Annotated in this window: 12 protein-coding genes and 1 riboswitch; of the genes, 5 read left to right on the plus strand and 7 right to left on the minus strand. The window is 61.9% G+C overall.

Features of this window, described 5'->3' with window-relative positions; translation table 11 throughout:
- Nucleotides 1–28 precede the first annotated feature (28 nt).
- Nucleotides 29–322: a hypothetical protein gene (locus SINAC_RS07720; protein ID WP_015245125.1), complete on the plus strand. Its 294-nt coding sequence runs from the start codon at nucleotides 29–31 to the stop codon at nucleotides 320–322.
- Here the strand turns inward: SINAC_RS07720 and SINAC_RS07725 are convergent.
- Nucleotides 303–1,133: an SDR family NAD(P)-dependent oxidoreductase gene (locus SINAC_RS07725; RefSeq protein WP_015245126.1), complete on the minus strand. Its 831-nt coding sequence runs from the start codon at nucleotides 1,131–1,133 to the stop codon at nucleotides 303–305. The genes SINAC_RS07720 and SINAC_RS07725 overlap by 20 nt on opposite strands.
- 160 nt (nucleotides 1,134–1,293) lie before the next feature.
- Between SINAC_RS07725 and ilvB the strand changes: the two genes are divergently transcribed.
- Nucleotides 1,294–3,063, plus strand: coding sequence for a biosynthetic-type acetolactate synthase large subunit (ilvB, locus tag SINAC_RS07730; RefSeq protein ID WP_015245127.1), 1,770 nt, complete (start codon nucleotides 1,294–1,296; stop codon nucleotides 3,061–3,063).
- A gap of 221 nt (nucleotides 3,064–3,284) precedes the next feature.
- Entirely contained in the window at nucleotides 3,285–4,553 is a 1,269-nt protein-coding gene (locus tag SINAC_RS07735; protein ID WP_015245128.1) for a type II secretion system F family protein, read from the plus strand.
- A 169-nt stretch (nucleotides 4,554–4,722) separates the two neighbouring features.
- Here the strand turns inward: SINAC_RS07735 and SINAC_RS39685 are convergent, their stop codons facing one another.
- Nucleotides 4,723–4,869 carry a hypothetical protein gene (locus SINAC_RS39685; protein ID WP_154673623.1) on the minus strand — a complete coding sequence of 49 codons (147 nt, stop codon included), beginning with the start codon at nucleotides 4,867–4,869 and terminating at the stop codon, nucleotides 4,723–4,725.
- Between the two features lie 34 nt (nucleotides 4,870–4,903).
- Here SINAC_RS39685 and SINAC_RS07740 point away from each other — a divergent pair, with 34 nt between their 5' ends.
- A complete protein-coding gene (locus SINAC_RS07740) occupies nucleotides 4,904–6,292 on the plus strand; it encodes a neutral/alkaline non-lysosomal ceramidase N-terminal domain-containing protein (RefSeq protein WP_015245129.1) in 1,389 nt (462 codons plus the stop codon).
- A 23-nt stretch (nucleotides 6,293–6,315) separates the two neighbouring features.
- On the opposite strand, the gene SINAC_RS07745 is transcribed toward SINAC_RS07740, so the two are convergent.
- The 3 genes from SINAC_RS07745 to SINAC_RS07755 form a co-directional block, all read right to left on the minus strand.
- Nucleotides 6,316–7,623, minus strand: a complete 1,308-nt coding sequence (locus tag SINAC_RS07745) for an MFS transporter (protein ID WP_015245130.1) — start codon at nucleotides 7,621–7,623, stop codon at nucleotides 6,316–6,318.
- Between the two features lie 205 nt (nucleotides 7,624–7,828).
- Complete coding sequence (locus tag SINAC_RS07750; protein ID WP_015245131.1) at nucleotides 7,829–9,367, minus strand: purine-cytosine permease-like transporter; 1,539 nt, start codon at nucleotides 9,365–9,367, stop codon at nucleotides 7,829–7,831.
- A 185-nt stretch (nucleotides 9,368–9,552) separates the two neighbouring features.
- Nucleotides 9,553–11,124: an MFS transporter gene (locus SINAC_RS07755; protein WP_015245132.1), complete on the minus strand. Its 1,572-nt coding sequence runs from the start codon at nucleotides 11,122–11,124 to the stop codon at nucleotides 9,553–9,555.
- Nucleotides 11,125–12,244: 1,120 nt separating this feature from the next.
- On the opposite strand from SINAC_RS07755, the gene SINAC_RS40515 reads away from it, so the two are divergent.
- Entirely contained in the window at nucleotides 12,245–12,952 is a 708-nt protein-coding gene (locus SINAC_RS40515) for a hypothetical protein (RefSeq protein WP_020465712.1), read from the plus strand.
- Between the two features lie 333 nt (nucleotides 12,953–13,285).
- On the opposite strand, the gene SINAC_RS07770 is transcribed toward SINAC_RS40515, so the two are convergent.
- Together SINAC_RS07770 and SINAC_RS07775 are read right to left on the minus strand one after the other, a co-directional pair.
- Nucleotides 13,286–15,241, minus strand: coding sequence for a sulfatase (locus SINAC_RS07770; RefSeq protein ID WP_015245134.1), 1,956 nt, complete (start codon nucleotides 15,239–15,241; stop codon nucleotides 13,286–13,288).
- Between the two features lie 1,096 nt (nucleotides 15,242–16,337).
- Nucleotides 16,338–17,483 carry an acyl-CoA dehydrogenase family protein gene (locus tag SINAC_RS07775; protein ID WP_015245135.1) on the minus strand — a complete coding sequence of 382 codons (1,146 nt, stop codon included), beginning with the start codon at nucleotides 17,481–17,483 and terminating at the stop codon, nucleotides 16,338–16,340.
- Between the two features lie 184 nt (nucleotides 17,484–17,667).
- Nucleotides 17,668–17,854: riboswitch (cobalamin riboswitch) on the plus strand.
- Nucleotides 17,855–17,902 lie beyond the last annotated feature (48 nt).

A 17,902-nucleotide genomic window follows, 5' to 3' on the forward strand; every position in this document is an offset into this window, starting at 1 on the left:
ATCGCGACTCGAGGCCTTTGAGATTCCAATGGGACGACCGCTGAACCGACACGAGCTCCGCGCCCATGCGGAGGCCGCCGAGGCCCTCGGCCTCAATACCCCTTCGGAAAAGAAAAGAAGGTCCGAGCCGACAGAGCGTCGCGCCAAGCCCGAACTCCAAGCCCGAATGCGGGTCGTCTGGGCGGTCTGCGATATTGGCGGACGGACCGTCAAGACCTTCGACTATCCCCTCAAGGCCGATGCGGAGGCGTTTGCCCTCCAACTCAAGGCCAAGGGAAAGGGGAACCACTTCGTGCGGTCGCTCAAGGAGCCGATGATTTGATCTCACCGGTGCCTGAGCGAGCCCGCTCGATCTGGGCGCCGAAGAAGCGGGGCGACCAGCGTGCCATCAACGCGTCGAACGGGCCGGGGAGCCAGTGAGCCAGGGTCACCGTCCACCAGGCGGCCACGGACGGGAACAGGAACGCCTTTCGCCCGTCGATTCCCCGGACGATCGCCCGCACCACCTGCTCGGTCGACGTCCCTTTGGGAAGCGGGCCGCGCGGTTTGCCCTCACCGAGGGCGACCTGGAAGAATTCGCTCTCGGTTTGACCCGGGCAGGCCGCCCAGACCCGTACGCCAGACCCGCGCAATTCGTAGCGCAGGCTTTTCACCAGGCCGTTGACCGCATGCTTGCTGGCCACGTAAGCCGCCGAATAGGGAAGTCCGATCGAGCCCAGGACGGATGAGATCTCGAGGATTTGCCCCGATCCTTTCGCCTTCATGGAACGGACCCCTTTTTGAGTCAGATCGATGAGGGCGAGCAGGTTGACCTCGATGATCTGGCGAATGATTTGCGGGTCCTGGTCGGCGAACTCGTGATAGTGGCCCAACCCGGCATTATTGACGAGGAGCTCGACTCCTCCCGGAAACTGCTCGGCTCGTTCCCAGAGCCGGTCCCGGAAGGCGGGGTCGGCGAGGTCGCCCGCGAGAATCACAACTTGGCCGGGGGGCAGTTCTTGGGCGAGGCTCTCCAGCCGGTCGAGGCGGCGGGCGGTCGCCAGCACGGTCATGCCTCGATTGAGAACGAGCTGGCGGACTAATTCCCGTCCCAGCCCGGATGAAGCGCCTGTGACCAGGGCGTAACTCGGCATTTGAGAGCGAACTCCGAAGCGTTGAGACGTGTCCAGCAAGCCGGAATCGGTTCCGAGATCAGGGTGGGTTGTCCCTGGTCGTGCGATGAATTAAGATCATTGTACGCGAGTTTCCCCCGAAAAAGTGCTGGACTCCTTAAGTCCAAAGAAGAGGATTGACGTGGCCACTATCGACGACCGCCAGACCGCGACCAACCGTCAACCAATGACCGGAGCCGATGTCCTGGTCGAGTCTCTCGTGCGCCACGAGGTTGATGTGATCTTCGCCTACCCTGGCGGAGCGAGCATGCCGATGCACCAGGCGCTCACTCGCCAGCGTGATAAGATCCGCACGATCTTGCCGCGGCATGAGCAGGGAGGCATCTTCGCGGCCGAGGGCTATGCCCGGACCACCGGCAGGCCAGGCGTCGTCATGGCCACCTCGGGCCCCGGAGCGCTCAACCTCGTGACCGGGCTGGCCGACGCCAAGATGGACTCGCTCCCGCTCATCGCGATCACAGGCCAGGTGCCCAGTCATGCGATCGGCAGCGACGCGTTCCAAGAAACGCCGATGGTCGAAGTCTGCCGGGCGATCACCAAGCACCACTACCTCGTCCAGAACGCCAAGGACATCGCCCGGATCGTCAAAGAGGCGTTCCACATCGCTTCCACGGGACGTCCCGGGCCGGTTCTGATCGATATCCCCAAGGATATCCAGAACACGATCGTGGCCAACCCGGACTACGACGTCGCCATGGATCTGCCCGGCTATCGGCTTCCTCCACCCCCTTCGGCTGCGAAGATCCAGGAAGTTCTGGCCGCGCTCAAGGGGAGCCGCAGGCCGATCATCTATTGTGGTGGCGGCGTGATCGCCTCCAACGCTGCCGAGGAGCTTCGCGAGTTCGCCATCAAGTCGGGCATCCCCGTCACGATGACGCTGCAAGGGCTGGGCTCGATCCCGAACGAGCATTACCTCTCGCTCAACATGCTTGGCATGCACGGGACCGTTTACGCCAACCTCGCGATCAATGACGCCGACTTGCTGCTGGCCCTCGGCGTCCGGTTCGACGACCGGGTCACCGGTAAGCTCAGTGAGTTCGCCAAGCACGGTCGGATCGTCCACGTTGACATCGACGCCTCGGAGATCAACAAGAACAAGACCGCGCACATCGCGATCAACTCCGACGTCAAGTCGTTCTTGCAGGCGATCATCCCCTCGGTCGAGTCGGGCGACTGGCGCGAGTGGCATCAGCAGCTCGATGCCTGGCGAGCCAGCGATCCGATGACCTACGACCAGCGCGATGACGCGATCATGCCGCAGTACGTCATCGATCAGTTCTCGAATCTCGCCAAGGGCGATTTCGTGATGGCGACCGGCGTCGGCCAGCACCAGATGTGGGCCGCACAGTGGACCCGATTCACCGCGCCGCGAACCTGGATCACCTCGGGGGGCCTGGGCTCGATGGGCTTCGGTCTCGCCGCCGCCATGGGGGCTCAGGCCGCCCGGCCCGACGCCCTGGTCGTCGATATCGACGGCGACGGCAGCTTCCTGATGAACATCCAGGAACTCGCCACCGTCTACTGCGAGAGCCTGCCGGTCAAAGTCATCGTGCTCAATAATCAGCACCTGGGCATGGTCGTGCAGTGGGAAGACCGGTTCCACGCCGGCAACCGCGCTCACACCTATCTCGGCCCGGTCGACCACCCCGAGGCCATCGGCGAAGGGGAAGGCAGTCTGCCCGAGGTGACTTACCCTGACTTCGTGGCGATCTCCAAGGGATTCGGCGTCAAATCGCGACAGATCCGCCACAAGTCGGAAGTCATCGACGCCCTGAAAGAGATGATCGCCCATCCCGGACCGTATGTCCTCGATGTGCTCGTCCCCTACCAGGAGCACGTCTTGCCGATGATTCCGTCCGGGGGCACTGTCCGCGACATCATCAAGAGCTAACGTTACCTGTCACCTCAGCCCGGAATCTCGAGCATTTCACCCCAATTACGGTCGGAGAGGCTCTGACCTCTCCGACAAAAGTCGAGGAACCGGCGCCGGCGGATTGAAAACCCCGGCGCCGGTCCTGATAATAGGGGGATTGAAGTCGGTCTCGAGTTTCTGAAAATGCCGGTTCGTTGCCCAGCAAATGGGGATGGCGTCCTGGCGGGGAGTGCCCTTCGATGAGCCAGGACCCGCAAGATCCGATGCCCAGGCGTCACCCCAAGTCTCCGCCCGTGGCGAAGAAGTCCACCTCGCAGCCGGACGATGGGCTTGAACCGTCGACGTTCCGCCCCAACACCAAGAAGGGCGTGAACGGGGCCAAGTCGACCACATCCACGGCGAGCGAGCGCGAGCCGATGCCCTCAGCCCCGGGGCTCTGGGAGCGGATCCTCTTCGGTCGCGTCGGTTCGGGGCAGCTTGCCCGGTTCTGCCGCCAGTTCGCGGCCTACTTGGACGCGGGTGTCGACCTTCTGAAGAGTCTGTCGAGTCTGGAAACCCAGTTTGCGCGGACGGCCCTCGGGCCGGTGATTGGCCGGATCCGCGCGGCGGTCCGCCAGGGGGATAGCCTGACCGAGGCTGTGGCCCGCGAGCCGCAGGCGTTCGACACCTTGTTCGTCAGCCTGATCAAAGTTGCCGAGATGCGCGGGGGCATTCCTGAGACGCTCCATCGCCTCTCGAAGCACTATGAAGCCCGCCAGAGCCTGATCCGTCAGGCTCGCTCGGCGATGATTTATCCGATCTCGGTGTTGGTCATTGCCTCGGGCGTGGTTGCCCTGATCACGATCTTTCTGCTCCCCCAGTTCATCAGCATGCTCAAGGATGTAGCGCGTGGTGCGCCCCTCCCCCTGCCCAGCCGGATCCTGATGGCCTTCAGCGCGTTCGTGGGATCGTCGGGCTGGTGGATGATGCCGCTGGTCATGATCGGGGGACCGATCCTGCTGTTTAAGCTCTATCGAACCAAGGCTGGCAAAGGCTTGATGGATCGGATTGCCCTGTATATCCCCGTCCTCGGGCTCCTCTTGAAGAAGATCGACACGAGTCGATTCGCGCGGACGCTCTCCGTCTTGCTCGGTTCGGGGGTCGACGTCGGCACGTCGCTCGACCTGACGGCCGACGTCATGCAACTTGATCCGTTCCGCGACGCGGTCCGTGACGCTCGGGGCGGCGTCCTGACCGGTGATACCCTCACTGCGTCGCTCGACGCCTCACGTCGATTCTCCGTCGACGTCATCGCGATCGTCGACTCGGGCGAAGAGACCGGAAAACTTCCTGAGAGTCTCGATCGCCTGGCCGACGACTATGACGAGCAGGTGGCCTACATGGTCAAGAACATGGGCCAACTCGTCCAACCGGTCCTCATGGTCATTCTCGGTGGGATCGTTTTCTTCATCATCCTGGCGATCTTCCTCCCGTACCTCTCCATCCTGACGAATCTGGCAGGCGGATAACTATCTGCGGACGAAGACTTGCTGATGCGGGCATTCATGCTGCATCAACAATCGAATTCCTTTCCCTCGCAGGGTGGGCACGGCTCGCCTTGTTCGGTTTGTGCTTCGATTTGCGCACGGGTGAGCCATTGATGGGAAGTCCACACGATCAATTTGGAAAGCAATTTACCTACGGCTCATAATGGTGCATCCGGTAGGCTCGTTCGCGACGAAGGTTGAGCGCACGGCCGGCCGCGCGGCTGGTTTCAGGCTCGAGATCCTTGTCGGGGGCATGCCCTCCGAGTACCCTCGGCACGTTGCATCGAGGCGAACGCATTGCTTTGAGGCCTTGTGGCGGGGGAGAAATGTCGATGGATTGGTCTGGATACCGAAAATTCGTCACGGTCTCACTGGCGATTGTGTCGGCGCTGGTAAGCCAACAACGCTCTGTTGAGGCGGCCGAGGGCTCGCGAGCAGGGACGGCGCGGGTGGCGATCACGCCCCAAAAGCCGACCTGGATGGCCGGGTACGGAAGCAGGACCAAGCCGTCGGAGGGAGCCATCCATGACCTCTGGGCCAAGGCCTTGGTCCTCGAAGATGAGTCGGGCCGAAAAGCCGCTCTGGTGACGCTCGACCTCTGTGGGATTGGTCGCGAGCTCTCCTTGAAGATTCGCGCCCGGCTCAAGTCGGATCTTGGGATCGAGCGCGATCATGTCGTCCTTTCTTGCTCCCACACGCATTCCGGGCCGGTCGTGGGGGACAATTTGATCGGCATGTACCCGATGGACGAGGCCCAGCGCCAAGTTGTTGCCGAGTACGCCAATTTCCTCGCGGACTCGATTGTCGATGTCACCACCCGGGCCGCGAAGAACCTCGCTCCGGCGAAGCTGGCGTGGGGCACGGGGCGAGCCGATTTCGCGGTCAATCGGCGGAGCAACAAAGAGCCTGATGTCCCCGAACTCCGCGATCGTCTGGGACTTGAAGGACCAGTCGATCACGACGTCCCGGTCTTGCGCGTTCAAGGAGCCAGCGACAAGACTCTCGCCGTCGTCTTCGGCTATGCCTGCCACTGCACGGTCCTCTCCCTCAACCAGTTCTGCGGTGACTACGCCGGGTTTGCCCAACTCGCCATCGAAAAGAACAACCCAGGAGCGCAAGCCATGTTCGTCGCCGGCTGCGGTGCCGATCAGAATCCGCTCCCCCGCCGCACCGTTGAGCTTGCCCAGGGCTATGGAGAGCGGCTCGCCGCCGCTGTCCAACCCGTCCTCGATTCGGCCATGGAACCCGTCCTGACCCCGCTGAAAGCGTCCTACTCCGAAATCGACCTCGGGTTCGGAACGATGCCGACTCGGGCGGAAATCGAGGAGGAGGCGAAGTCGAAGACTCTCGCCATCGCGAATCGCGCCAAGGCGATGCTTCAAACCTTGGATGCAAAGGGCCAGTTGCCGGCGAGCTACCCCTACCCGGTCCAAGCGTGGCGCCTTGGCGAGTTGACCTGGATCTTCCTGGGCGGCGAGGTCGTCGTTGACTACTCGTTGCGGATCAAGCGGAACCTCGGTTCATCCCACACCTGGGTTTCGTCGTATTGCAACGACGTCTGTGCCTACATCCCTTCGCTCAGGGTGCTCAAGGAGGGGGGCTATGAAGGGGCCACCTCCATGATCTATTACGGCCAACCGACGATCTGGTCGGAGAAGGTGGAAGACGACATCATCGACGCCGTCAACCGGGCCGCAAAAACGGTTGAACCCGCGCATTGAAAGGGGAATGGCTACCGGCAAGATCAGCGGGACTCGTTGTGAGGCAGGTGGAGGCGATTTGCCGGTGGCTTGACCAGGAGCCAGGCGGCGCCTCCCAGTAAACCAACCACTGCGCAAATGCATGACGATACGGTCATGGCAAACGTCACCCCGTATCGGCTCGCGACGTAGCCGGTCCAGAGGGAGCCGAGCGGCACGGATCCCGAGTAGGCAATGATCCAGATCGCCATCACACGCCCACGGAGGTGGTCGGGAAGCGTGTTCTGAATCATTGTCTGCGTCGCGGCGTAGAACAAGACGGCCCCAAATCCGATGCCGAACAAACAGAGGGTGGCGGTGACCAGGCGGGCGTTGGGGAGCGCCGCCAGTCCAGCCAAAGGGGGCAGCATGGCAGAGGCCGCCAGTGACACCGCGAAGATGAGCAACCCGGCCAGCACGAGTCTCTCCTTGCGTTCTATCGTACTGAACGACGCCATCCAAAATGCTCCGATCGTCGCACCGACCCCGCTGCTCGCCAGGAGTACGCTGTAACCCCGGACGTCCGTCCCCACGACCCGGGTGGCATAGGCGGGGATCATCGAGTCGTATCCCATGCCCACGACTCCGAAGAAGGTCATGAGTACGAAGAGGATCATGACCTTGCGATCGCTGCCGATATAAGCAAACCCGCCGAGTATTTCCGCCCCGCCCTTGGCTCCTGGCGGGCTGCGTCGACTGGGAAGTCGGATCATCAGGACGGCGACGATCGCGGCGAGATAACTGGCTCCGTTCAGAGCGAAGCAGGCGGTTGCGCCGAGCCCTGCATAGACGACGCCCGCGAGCGCCGGTCCGATGACCCTCGAGGCGTTGAAGAGTCCGGAGTTAAGCGCAATCGCATTGCTCAGGTCGGCCCGACCGACCACGTCATAGAGAAAGACCTGGCGGCTTGGCATCTCGAACGTCACGCAAACTCGGGTCAGCATCAGGATGACGATCAGATGCCAGACCTGGACGATGCCGAAGCCGATCAGGAAGGTGACAGCAAAAGCCAGGACCATCTGGGCGACTTCCATGATCAAGATCATCCGCCGGGGGACGACTCGGTCGGCGATCACCCCCGCGATGAGCCCCACAACGAGGCCGGGAAACAGGGCTGCCGCGCCGACGACGCCGAGCATGGACTCCGAGCGCGTTTTCTCGAAGACGATCCAGTTGATCGCCGCCCCTTGAAGCCAGGTGCCGATCAGGCTGATCCCCTGGCCGAGATAAAAGCGGCGATAATCCGGGTTGGCCAGCGCTGCGAACGTTCGAGAGCGAGTCGGAATCCGGTCGGAGGCGAAGGCGTTGGCCATGAAGGTCCTGAGGGCCGGAGTCTCGCTCAAGCCCTTTTGGGGAGGGGCCGCGATTTTTGATTCTCCATTATGGCGCAATCGTCCGCCCTGGACAACGTCACCGGTTCGTCCCGGAGCGTCGCCAACTCAACAAAGGAACCGTTCCGGGCGGTAGGGGTATCGAAGATGAGGCCCCTACCACCCCTCGGAGCACGGTCTATTCCGCTTACGCGGGGCTCGGGGCCGGTTCCGGACTTGGGGGCACAGCGGCAGGGGCGGGCGGCTCACAGGCCGCCTGCGGCTGTTGTGGGATCGGGAGTGCCTGAGTCTCCGCGCCGATCGCGGCCAGGAGCGTGTAGATCAGAAACGCTGTCGCGAAGGCAAAGACGGAGGCGGGCTGAAGCCGGGAGCCGTCGCTCCATCCGCTGGCCTCGGCAATGAGCGGCACCAGGCCGACGCCGACACCGAGCAACCAGGCTACCAAGCCTGCGGGGTTCAAGCCGCGTCGCGGGCCTGGCCAGACGCCCCGGTTCCGGACGTAGTCGGCCGTCATCGCGCCCACCATCGGAGCAAAGAGGGCACCGAGCAAGGTGAAGATTTCTTCGAGACGGATCGCCAGACCGGTGGCGACGAACAGCCAGGCTACCGTCGTGCCGATCAGATTCCAGCGGAGTCGGGAAATTCGGGGCCAGACCGCCTCGAATCGGCTTCCGAAGATATCTGCGGAGTAGCAGGTTTGCGCGAGCGTCGAGAGGGAGAAAAAGAGAAAGATCGCACCGGCGACGGTTTCGGGCAAACCGAGGACCAGGGCCGTCCGGAAACTGAAGTTGCCTACCCCCGGCGCGTTTTTCAAGGTGAGCGGGGCCGTGTAACGGCCGACGGCCCCGGCTACGGTCAGGAGCGACAGGGTTGCCACGGTCCAGGAGGCGAACGCGACGCCGATCCAACCGCCCAGTCGGACGTCGCGCGTGGTCCGGCTCGCGGCCCCAAAATCGGCGGCCACCGTTCCCGCAATTGCGAAGAAGCCGAAGATCATCTGGATCATCATCAAGAACGCGCGCGGGCCGCCGTCAACGACCGGGGCCGACGTGGCCGGATCGGTCACCAGGGGTTGGAAGCTGGGCAAGCCCCTCAGTGTCAAAATCACGGCCAGGGCAAGCATCAACGCGGGAAAAATCGGGTAGATCTTCATGAGTGCCGCGATGATCCTGACGAGAAAGTGCCCGGTCAGTGCGGCGGCGTAGATCCAGACGAGCGACGTGATCAGGATCAGGGGGCTCCGCAGTTCGAGGACCGGGCTTGTGCCTGCTCCGAGTGGGATCGTCATGGGCTTGAGCCATTTGACGCTGACCAACCCACAGAGACTCAGTCCTTGAAACGCCCAGTCGACGGCGTAGAGCGTCGCCATGGCCATGACTGCGATCTGAGCGAGGCCGAATACGATGAACGTCAAGCCGACCGTCCCGGTCGTGCCGAAGGTGCTGCAACCGAGGACGGTGAACGGCCAGCCGGTTTTTTGTCCCCAGAGCGCCGGAACGCGATAGAGCAAGACGTAGCAGAGCAAGCCGGCCACGGCCGCCCCGAAGACGGACCAACCGAGCCCCCCGATGGCGAGGGTTCGCCGACCGAGTTGGTCGAAGTAGACAGCCCCCAGGTAGAGGGCGATGTAACACGGCGCCGAGGTCGCTTGCCACCCCTTCCGTTCGAGCGGCGGACTATTCAGGACCGCCTGAAGCGCGGGGGAGTATGGGGCGTGTTCCGACATTTTCGGGAAAACTCAAAGTATAGACAGGGTCCTCCTCGAATCGGTTCCGGCTCAGATTCGGAGATCGAAGAGAAGGGCCCACACGCCATAACGGAAATCGCGGCCCGAGGGACTCAGGCCGCGACACGGTTTCCAGAAGGTATCGGGGGCTCCGATGTCTGGTCAAGAGGAGCGACGATCGTCGCTTACAGCTCGGCGGGGCCGGCCACTCCTCCCATCATCATCAACTCCTCTTCCTTTTCGCTGATCAAGACCTTCGGTTTGTACCCGCCTTGCGTCTTGAAGTAGACGATCAGGGCCAGGTAGCAGACGAACATGATGCAGGGGAAGATCGCGACCGTAGCCAGAGCCCGCTTCTTGGCGAGCCCCTGAATCGATTCGATCACCCCCTTCTTTTCTTCGGGAAGGTTCTCGATCTTCTTCTGATCGAGCGGCTCGTATTTACCGAACACGCTCGACTTCGGCGCATCGACCACTGCGGCGTAAACCTCGGGATCCTGAACCTTGAGCTCGCGGCCGGCTTCCTTGTCCTGGATATTGCCGAGGAGGGCCGCGCCGATCACGCCGACCGCCAGCATGCCCACGCCGCCCGTCGTGTTGAGCGTCAACGCCCCCCCCTTGGGGAACTGCTCGGCCACGACGCCCAGCATGGTCGGCCAGAAGAACGTTTTCCCGAAGCCGTAAAGCGTCGCCGCTGCGAGAATCGTCACGCCCGTGGCCTTGGAAAGGAAGAGGAGTCCGCAAGCCGCCACCAAGGCGCTGCTGGCCAGCAGGCCGAGCGGTGACAGCTTATGAACGATCGGCCCTGCAAAGAAGCGGAGCACCAGCATAATCGCCGACGTGTAGATCAAGACCCAACCGCCGTTGAGCCCGAGTCGTTCCATCTCGGGACCCATCAGGTCGCCGATCCAGCTATCCGTTCCCAGCTCGGTGGTGGCCAGCGGGATCATGATCAGCAACAAGAAGATGAACAACGGCTGGCCGAGCGTACGAACGTAAGCGCCGTAGGCCGCCACGAGCGCCGCGGCGATTGCGATTTGCACCTCGGTCGCCAACTCAAACGTGTTCCCGAGCTCGCGGACGATCAGCCCGACGACGATCGCCGCGCCCAGGACCCCCACTTGCTGAAGCATCGGCTTATAAGACACGCCGGCCGCTACTCGCTCGTTCACCGGGAACTTGCGGCCGATCATCAAAATCCCGTAGGCGATCACGGGAAAGAACAAGAGGGCGACCTTGTACTTCCAATGCGTGGAACCCATCGCCATCGCAAGAATTCCGCCGAGCACCAACCCGCCGGGCCAACCCGCGTGGAGCATGTTGAGCCACTTCGTCTTCTCGCGTGCAAACAGGGTTGCCACAACCGGATTGATGACCGCCTCGACGGTGCCGTTGCCCAAGGCAACGACGAACGTGGCCCAGTACAGGCTCTTGTAACCGGTCGCCGTGATCGTCAGGTAGGCCGAGATGATGTGGCAGAGGAACGCGAAGACCATCGCTTTCCCGTAACCGATCTTGTCGATGATCAGGCTGAACAGCACGATGCTAATCGAAAAGGGCCAGAGGCCAACCCCGAAGATCTGCCCCTGCTCCGTCTTGCTCAGACTGAATTCCCGGCCCCAGTCGGCGATGATCTGGGTGCGGACGACAAAGCCGAATGCCGTGGCAATCAGCGCGATGAAGCAGGCCCAGAAGAGCAACTTCTCGTCTCTTCCCGCCTTATCCGTCGGGGGGACGTCACTAATAAAATCGTCCATCGGAGCCGGTCCCTCTCATCTCAAACGTGGTGGTCACGATTGCTATCAACAAGTCAGCCAACGATCAAGCCCAAGGCTTGTCGCGCACGCAGACGGAGATCCGGCCCATCAAGTTCCAATCCGCCGAGAGCAAGCTCCCTCGCGGAAAAAACCCGATGACCTGAAACAAATGCGCTGACACTCGTTCGATCCGAGGAATGCGTGCGATCGTCATGTCATACCCGAGCGGTCGACGCATCGCAATGCCCAAGCAAGGTATGCGTCAGTCTGCGCGGCTCCGGCGGCCTGGTTTAAGAGCTTGGACGAACGCAAAATCGGGGATTCTTCGGGTGGTGAGGTCGTGGGAAAGGTAGGATCCGTCCGCCGTCGAGGATCAAACCTGCGCAAGCAAGTCGAGCAAAATGCGAGGAATAAAGAGAGAAATCACCATCAATCGGAGCGGAACCTGGATGGCTGGGAGCCGTACTTTGGTCGTCGGACTCCTCGCGTTCGTACCGGGGACCTCAGCCGCTCCGTTGTGAGCAACACGCGTGGAGGAACCGCTTGAGAGATATCCGGAACCGCGTGCTTTATCGTGCATGCGTTGGCCGGCCGTCCTAGACACTCAGAACCTAGCGCCTTATATTTATTGAGTAGAGTGTGGGCGAGAGATCGTCTTGGCGAGGCTGAAGCACACACCAAGATCGATCCCGGCGAGCCAACGGTCGACAATCTCAGCGGCGATCTGTGGGAAAGGATGGTGGTGAATCGGTCGCCCTGCCGAGCAACCCTTCGCAAGACTGCCTTTTGAGCATTCTTCCCCTGATGGATGGAGTCATTGACTGAAAGACGTTGGGAGGGTTTGCACGGGTCAACTTCATGACCATCGCTTCATCCTCATGCTTCTGTATCGGGCCTTGGATTACCAACCGCTTCCCCAAAAAATCCATTCGGTACCACGCGATCAGTTGCCGGCTTCGGCTCCCTCCCCCTCTGATCAAGTGGCTTCTGGAAAATTGCTTCCTGCTGGCCTTTCCTCCCCGGGTTGGCTCCCTCGCCGCTCATACCGATCAGCAGCGAGTCATGCTTGCTGCTATCGCGGAGCTTGGACCGCATCCCAGAGAGATCAATCAGGAATCGCATGATGAGACGCCAATTTGAGTTCCATCCCGACCTGTCCGAATGTCTCCTGGAGGATCGCCTCCTGCTGGCCCTTCCTCCTGGGCTAGCTCCTTCGCCATTTATGTCGATCAACTCGGCAACCAATCAAATGGTGCCCGCTGGTACAAGCGGAGGTGGAGGCTCGGGAGGAGGAGGTGGTGGCCTTGTCAGCCCCGGGCCCACGTACTTCTACCTTCGGATTGGGGTAAACCTGGGCGGAGTGGCCCAGGCGGGGTCCTCGCTCGGTGGGACGGTCTCGGTCTTTGGCCTCAACACCCGCGCGACGACCTCCGGCGGTGGAGGTGGTGGAGGCGGCGGCGGCGGTAATGGCGGAGGTTCCGGTCGAAATGGGACCGGAGGTAACAGCGGCTTTGGCGCCAATTTTAGCGCCGGTTACAGCTTCGCCCTCAGCAGTCTCAATAACTTTGGGACAAACTTTCCGACCTTGGGATCGGTGCCTGTGCATACCTACGGCGGCGGCGGTGACCCTGTGGCTGATGCCCCGGCGAACTCGAACGACTCCGGCAACCCACCCGAGGGGAATCCGAACGACCTACTCACTCCCCAACCTGGTACTGACAACGTTGAGCAAGCCCCCAGCGGAGACCTTGTGAATCGCTCATTGGGCAAGAGCCGGGATGCGGCGGCTTCGCTCTTGCAGGGACCGGCCCTGTCGAATCGCCGCTGATTCCGCTCTTCGGCTCTGCCTTTGCCGACCTGTCACCGTCGAATTCCCCCCCCCTCCTTACACGCCTCCACCTGAAATTAGATCAAGAAATTTGATGATATCAGCGTCAGTTCCTGCTTGGAGCGAGACGTGGCAAACTCTGCGCCCTTGGACGGATGAATCAGATGATGATCATGTCGTTAGATCTTGTTTTTTGTTTGAAATTGATGTTTTGATGTTTTTTTATTTCGTCAGGCAGTACAGGCAAGGCGAGTCACTTGCGGCCAGAGATTAATCCATTTGTCTGTATGTTTTTGTGTGAATTGACTCCATTCGGGCAGACTTCGCACCGGCTCACTTGGTTGGGGTGAGCCGATTCAAGGTGGCTCGGAACTGGTTGAGGGGGCCGCGAGCGAGTTGGGAGGGGGCCAGGTTGATCGACTCGCTCGGGTCCTCACGCAGGTTATAGTACTCCTCCTGACCGTTGCCATGACGATGGTAGACCTTGTCATCGGTGACCACAGCTCTCATCAGGCTGGTGGCCCCCGGTTGGTAGCGGAGCGAGACGGGCTGTTCCTGGTCGGGCGAGAACTCGGCGAGGGCGGCGCTCTCGACCGCACGATTGGGCGCGGGCTTGTCCTCCGCTGAAGAAGGAGGGAGGAGAGAACGGCCTGGGAAAGGGGATCGTGATTGGTCTCCGACGAGGGCAACGATCGTCGCGGGCAGGTCACGCAGGCTGACGGCCTCGGAGACGACCGTCCTGGCCGGGACTTGTTTGGGGGCGACGACGATCAGAGGGACGTGGATCTCCGGTTGATAAACGCTCTGGCGATGTCCTACGATCGGATAGCCGTCGCGGTCGTGTTCGCCGAAGTGTTCGCCGTGGTCGGAGGTGACGACGATCACAGTGTCTTTGAGCCGATCGAGTCGATCGAGTTCCGCGATCAGGCGGCCGATCTGGCTGTCCAGGTAGGCGAGGCAGTCGTCATAGGAGTCGCGGGCAAGGCGGAGTTCCGCCGGGGTTCGTTTGCGCGGTGTTTCGCCGATCCAGTCTCGCAGGGCCCTGCGCTCCGACAATGTGGCGCGACGGCGGCTGAAGGGCCGCTCGGCTGGACCGGGGACTAAGTAAGGGTCGTGAGCGTCGAGGTAGTTGAGGAAGGCGAAGAACGGTCGGTCGCTCTGCTTCGCGATCCAGGTCAGGGCCGCTCGATTGATCTCTCCGGCGTCCTTTCGATGGTACGACAGCTCGAGCGGATGGCTCGCTTCGCGTCCGGCCGCCGTCCACAGGTGATCCAAGGGGGCGACCAGCCGCCGACAGATCAGCCAGCCCAGCGCCGAGCTGCGGAGGGTCTCAAGAGGGGAAATGACGAAGTCCTCGTAGTGCCCGAACCCTCGGCTCAAACCGTACTCGGTTGTGCAAAAGACCGTGTTGGCGGCGAACCCGGCCGTTGCATAGCCCTGTCGTCCGAGATGCTCCGCCAGGGTCGGGTGATGGGCGTCGAGCGCCCGGTCCGGGCCGACCGACAACTCCCAGGGCCATCGCCCTGTGAACATGCTCGCGTGTGATGCCAAGGTCCAGGGGGATGTGGCGATTGCACGTTCGAACCGGGCGCCTTGGGCGGCCAGGCTTGCCAGGTTCGGCGTCGTGTCGCGAGCGGAGCCATTGAGATTCGTGGCGTCGGCGCGGACTGTGTCCATCACGATGAGCAGCACGTTTGGAGCGCCTGGCGAGGCGGTTCCGTGGGTCAAACCGCCTCGAGACACAATCCGGTCGCGGCCGATCGTAATCCCGACGAGAGCCAGGAGGGCGAGGCCGAGTGGTGGCAGGCTCACTCGGACCAGGCGGCGGAAACCTCTGCCGCGATTGTGGATCGCTGGTGCGATCCAACAGGCGAGTCCCGCCGCGAGCAAGAGGGAGCAGATCGCCCAGAGGCCGGGGACGGCCAGCAACGGCGTTGTCAGGGCGACTGTGCAGAGGAGCCAGGCGGAGAGTCGAGCACCCACCTTCGGAATCGGCCGGACCAGGATCGTCAGGAAGAGGCCGATGACTCCGAAGATCGCCAGGTCCGCCACCGGGATCATCCAGAGGACATGCGGGCTCTTTCGGAACAGGCCGTGCTGGCTAAGTTGGACGCGGGCGAGGAACAGGGCGAGCTCGACGAAGCCCACGACAAGGCCCGCCCACAGCGAGGCGACAACCAGGGCCAAAGGGCCCTTGGGCGGTCGGTTGCCGTGGTCCTCGGCGGCCGGAGTTCGCGCGCTGGCTCCGTCGCCCAATCGGCCGGGCGCTGTATCTGCTCTTGGCTTCATCGTTTCTCCTCAAGCGGGGCGGCGGATTGAGGAGGCCACATCGTCGCGTGATCAAGGCGCAAGGGAGTGTTGACGTCGCGACCCCAAAGGAGTGGAGTCGCTTCGCCAGGGCATTCCCCGTTGTTGGCCCCTCCGGTAACGCCGGCTTTAAGGGCAGTTGATTCCAGTAGAAATCCACGAACGCCGGACGAACCCAGAGGGCCGACGCTCGGCGCATATTCTCATCGCTCGAAGTCGGCGTGAACCCGGCTCCTGTGCGATCGATTGGCTGACTGGGCCATCACTCTCGGCTCGTAGGTTACTTTCGGGCCGGGACCCGAAGCTTCAGCGTGAACCACTTGGTTGCGGCTCGCGCCGTTGCCAGGATAAGACCCGTGGCGGCTGCAAAGGCCGAGGCCAAGGGCAAGGTCGTTTCAGGCCCAAAGTAGGCGAGTATGACATCACACATTGTGAATGAAACGCCTTTGTATTCGTCGTGACCACGCGGCCTGGGGAGAGGTCGGAGCGAGAATCGACCGGCGCTACATGGGGTCAGGATCGCTCAAAGTCGCGAAGAACCCTTTTTCGATGAGTCCTAGCAATTGCTACCTACTTGACTGAGTGGCATCCTTACGCCCCTTCTGGCGAGAGTCCGTTCTTCCGGATACTCCAAGTTGGCGTCATTTCTTCTCCGATGGACTTAAGATTCCCAAAAACTTCTTTGAAACCACAATCGATTTGGAAGAAGCAGGAAACGGTGGCGCCGTGGAACGGGTCGTCTCAAGCGGGTCGAATTTGCGGATTGGGCGATTGAGATCCGGGTAGGCGCTTGCTCGGGTTGAAGCGCCGATCTCACTTGACTCAAGACACTTCGGTGCTGATGAGGTCAGCGCCAAAGTGGCCAAGGGGAGTTCGGAATAATTCCGATTCTTGGCCACGTGCCTTGGCTGTTTTCGGACCTGAGATTTGAGCGCCAAGCGGGGGCCCTTGAGGCGATTTATTCCCTTTTTTTGGTGGGAACCGATATCGCCGGGTGGCGGCGTCACCCCGGTTGCAGACCTATGCGGCCACCCCAGTTCAACTCGTTGGCGATTCAACGGGTTGGTAAGTTGTCATGCTAGCGGATCAGGTGCTGTGCAATTACGTTCCGCTGGATTTCATTGGTCCCCGAATAAATTGTGCTGCCGATGCTATCGCGGAGATCTTTTTCGATTCCGGTTTCGGAGACGTACCCGGCGGCGCCGAACAACTGGACGGCGTCGAGGCTATTTTTGACGTAGCAGTCGGACACGTGAAGTTTGGCCATTGCCGCTTCGAGCGTGGCGTCTTTGCCCTTGGCCTTGAGCCAGCCGATCCGGTAGACCAAGGGGCGGCAGGTCTCCAGTCGCACCGCCATGTCGACGATCTTGTTGGCCACCGACTGGTTCTTGCCGATCGGCTTGCCGAACTGCTTTCGGGTCCGGACGTGGGTGATGCATCGCTCGAGCTGTCGCTTCATCGTGCCCAGGGAGCCGGCGAGGATCGCGCCGCGCTCCCACTCCATCGAGCAGTTGAAGACCTCGGCGCCACGCCCCTCACGGCCGAGCAGGCTCTCCAGGGGCAATTCGCAGTCCTCCAGGGCAAGCTCGCCCATCGGGACTGTGCGGACCCCTAGTTTCGGGATTTCGCGGACGACGCGGAAGCCGGGCGTCTCACGGGGGATGATGAAGGCACTGATGCCCATGACTCCCCGCTCGGGAGCGGAGGTTGCGTAGCAGACGAACAGGTCGGCCACCGGCCCACTCGTGACCCAGACCTTGCGGCCGTTGAGGATCCAGCGATCGCCCCGGCGCTCGGCCCGGGTCTGCATGCTGAAGATGTCCGAGCCCGCGTCGACCTCGCTCGCTCCGTTTGCGCCGACGAAGGTGCCGTCGCACAGACTGGGCAAGAACTGCCGTTTTTGAGCTTCGGTTCCATAGCGGAGGATTGGGATTGAGTTGGTCCACATCGAGGCGTTGATCGCGAAGATCAGGCCGTTGTCCGCACAGCCGTAACCGAGCCCCTCCATGGCCGCGATCGTCGCCTGCAAGTCTTGCCCTTTACCTCCATACTCCGCAGGGATCGGCAACCCTTGAATGCCGAACCGGGCACAGCGTTGCCATCCTTCACGCCAGAATTCCCGGCGCTCGTCACGGCCCAGCAAGTCGTCGACCAGGTTTTCCTTGGCGAATGCGATTGCCCGATCCTGCCAGTCCTGCTGCTCTGCGCTGAGTGAAAAATCCATCCGCTCGCCTCCCTGCTGGTCACGAATCGACTCGGAGTTCCTGCCCGCACTTTACCCCCCTGAATCCAGCAGGTAAACCCGCCCTGGGCCCCGAGTCGGTTGGAGACTGCCCATTGACTTGGAAGGGGATGCCTCGCATGATGTGTCTGTCTCTCTTCGCGGGCGAGCGATCGTCGCGAGGATGACCAAGTTCACTGTCCCGGTCTAAGGGAAGCCGGTGAGAATCCGGCGCGGCCCCGCCGCTGTAATTGGGAACGTTGCGTTCCGCTCCAAAAGCGAAGCCACTGCCCGCGCGATTCAGAAGCGGGTGGGAAGGCAGAACGCAGCGACGGCCCATGAGCCAGAAGACCTGACCGGGATCTATCAGACCTCTGACGCCTTCGAGGGTGAGGCAGTCGAGGGATTTCGCGGACGTTCCC

The sequence above is a fragment of the Singulisphaera acidiphila DSM 18658 genome, from assembly GCF_000242455.2.
GTDB lineage: Bacteria > Planctomycetota > Planctomycetia > Isosphaerales > Isosphaeraceae > Singulisphaera > Singulisphaera acidiphila.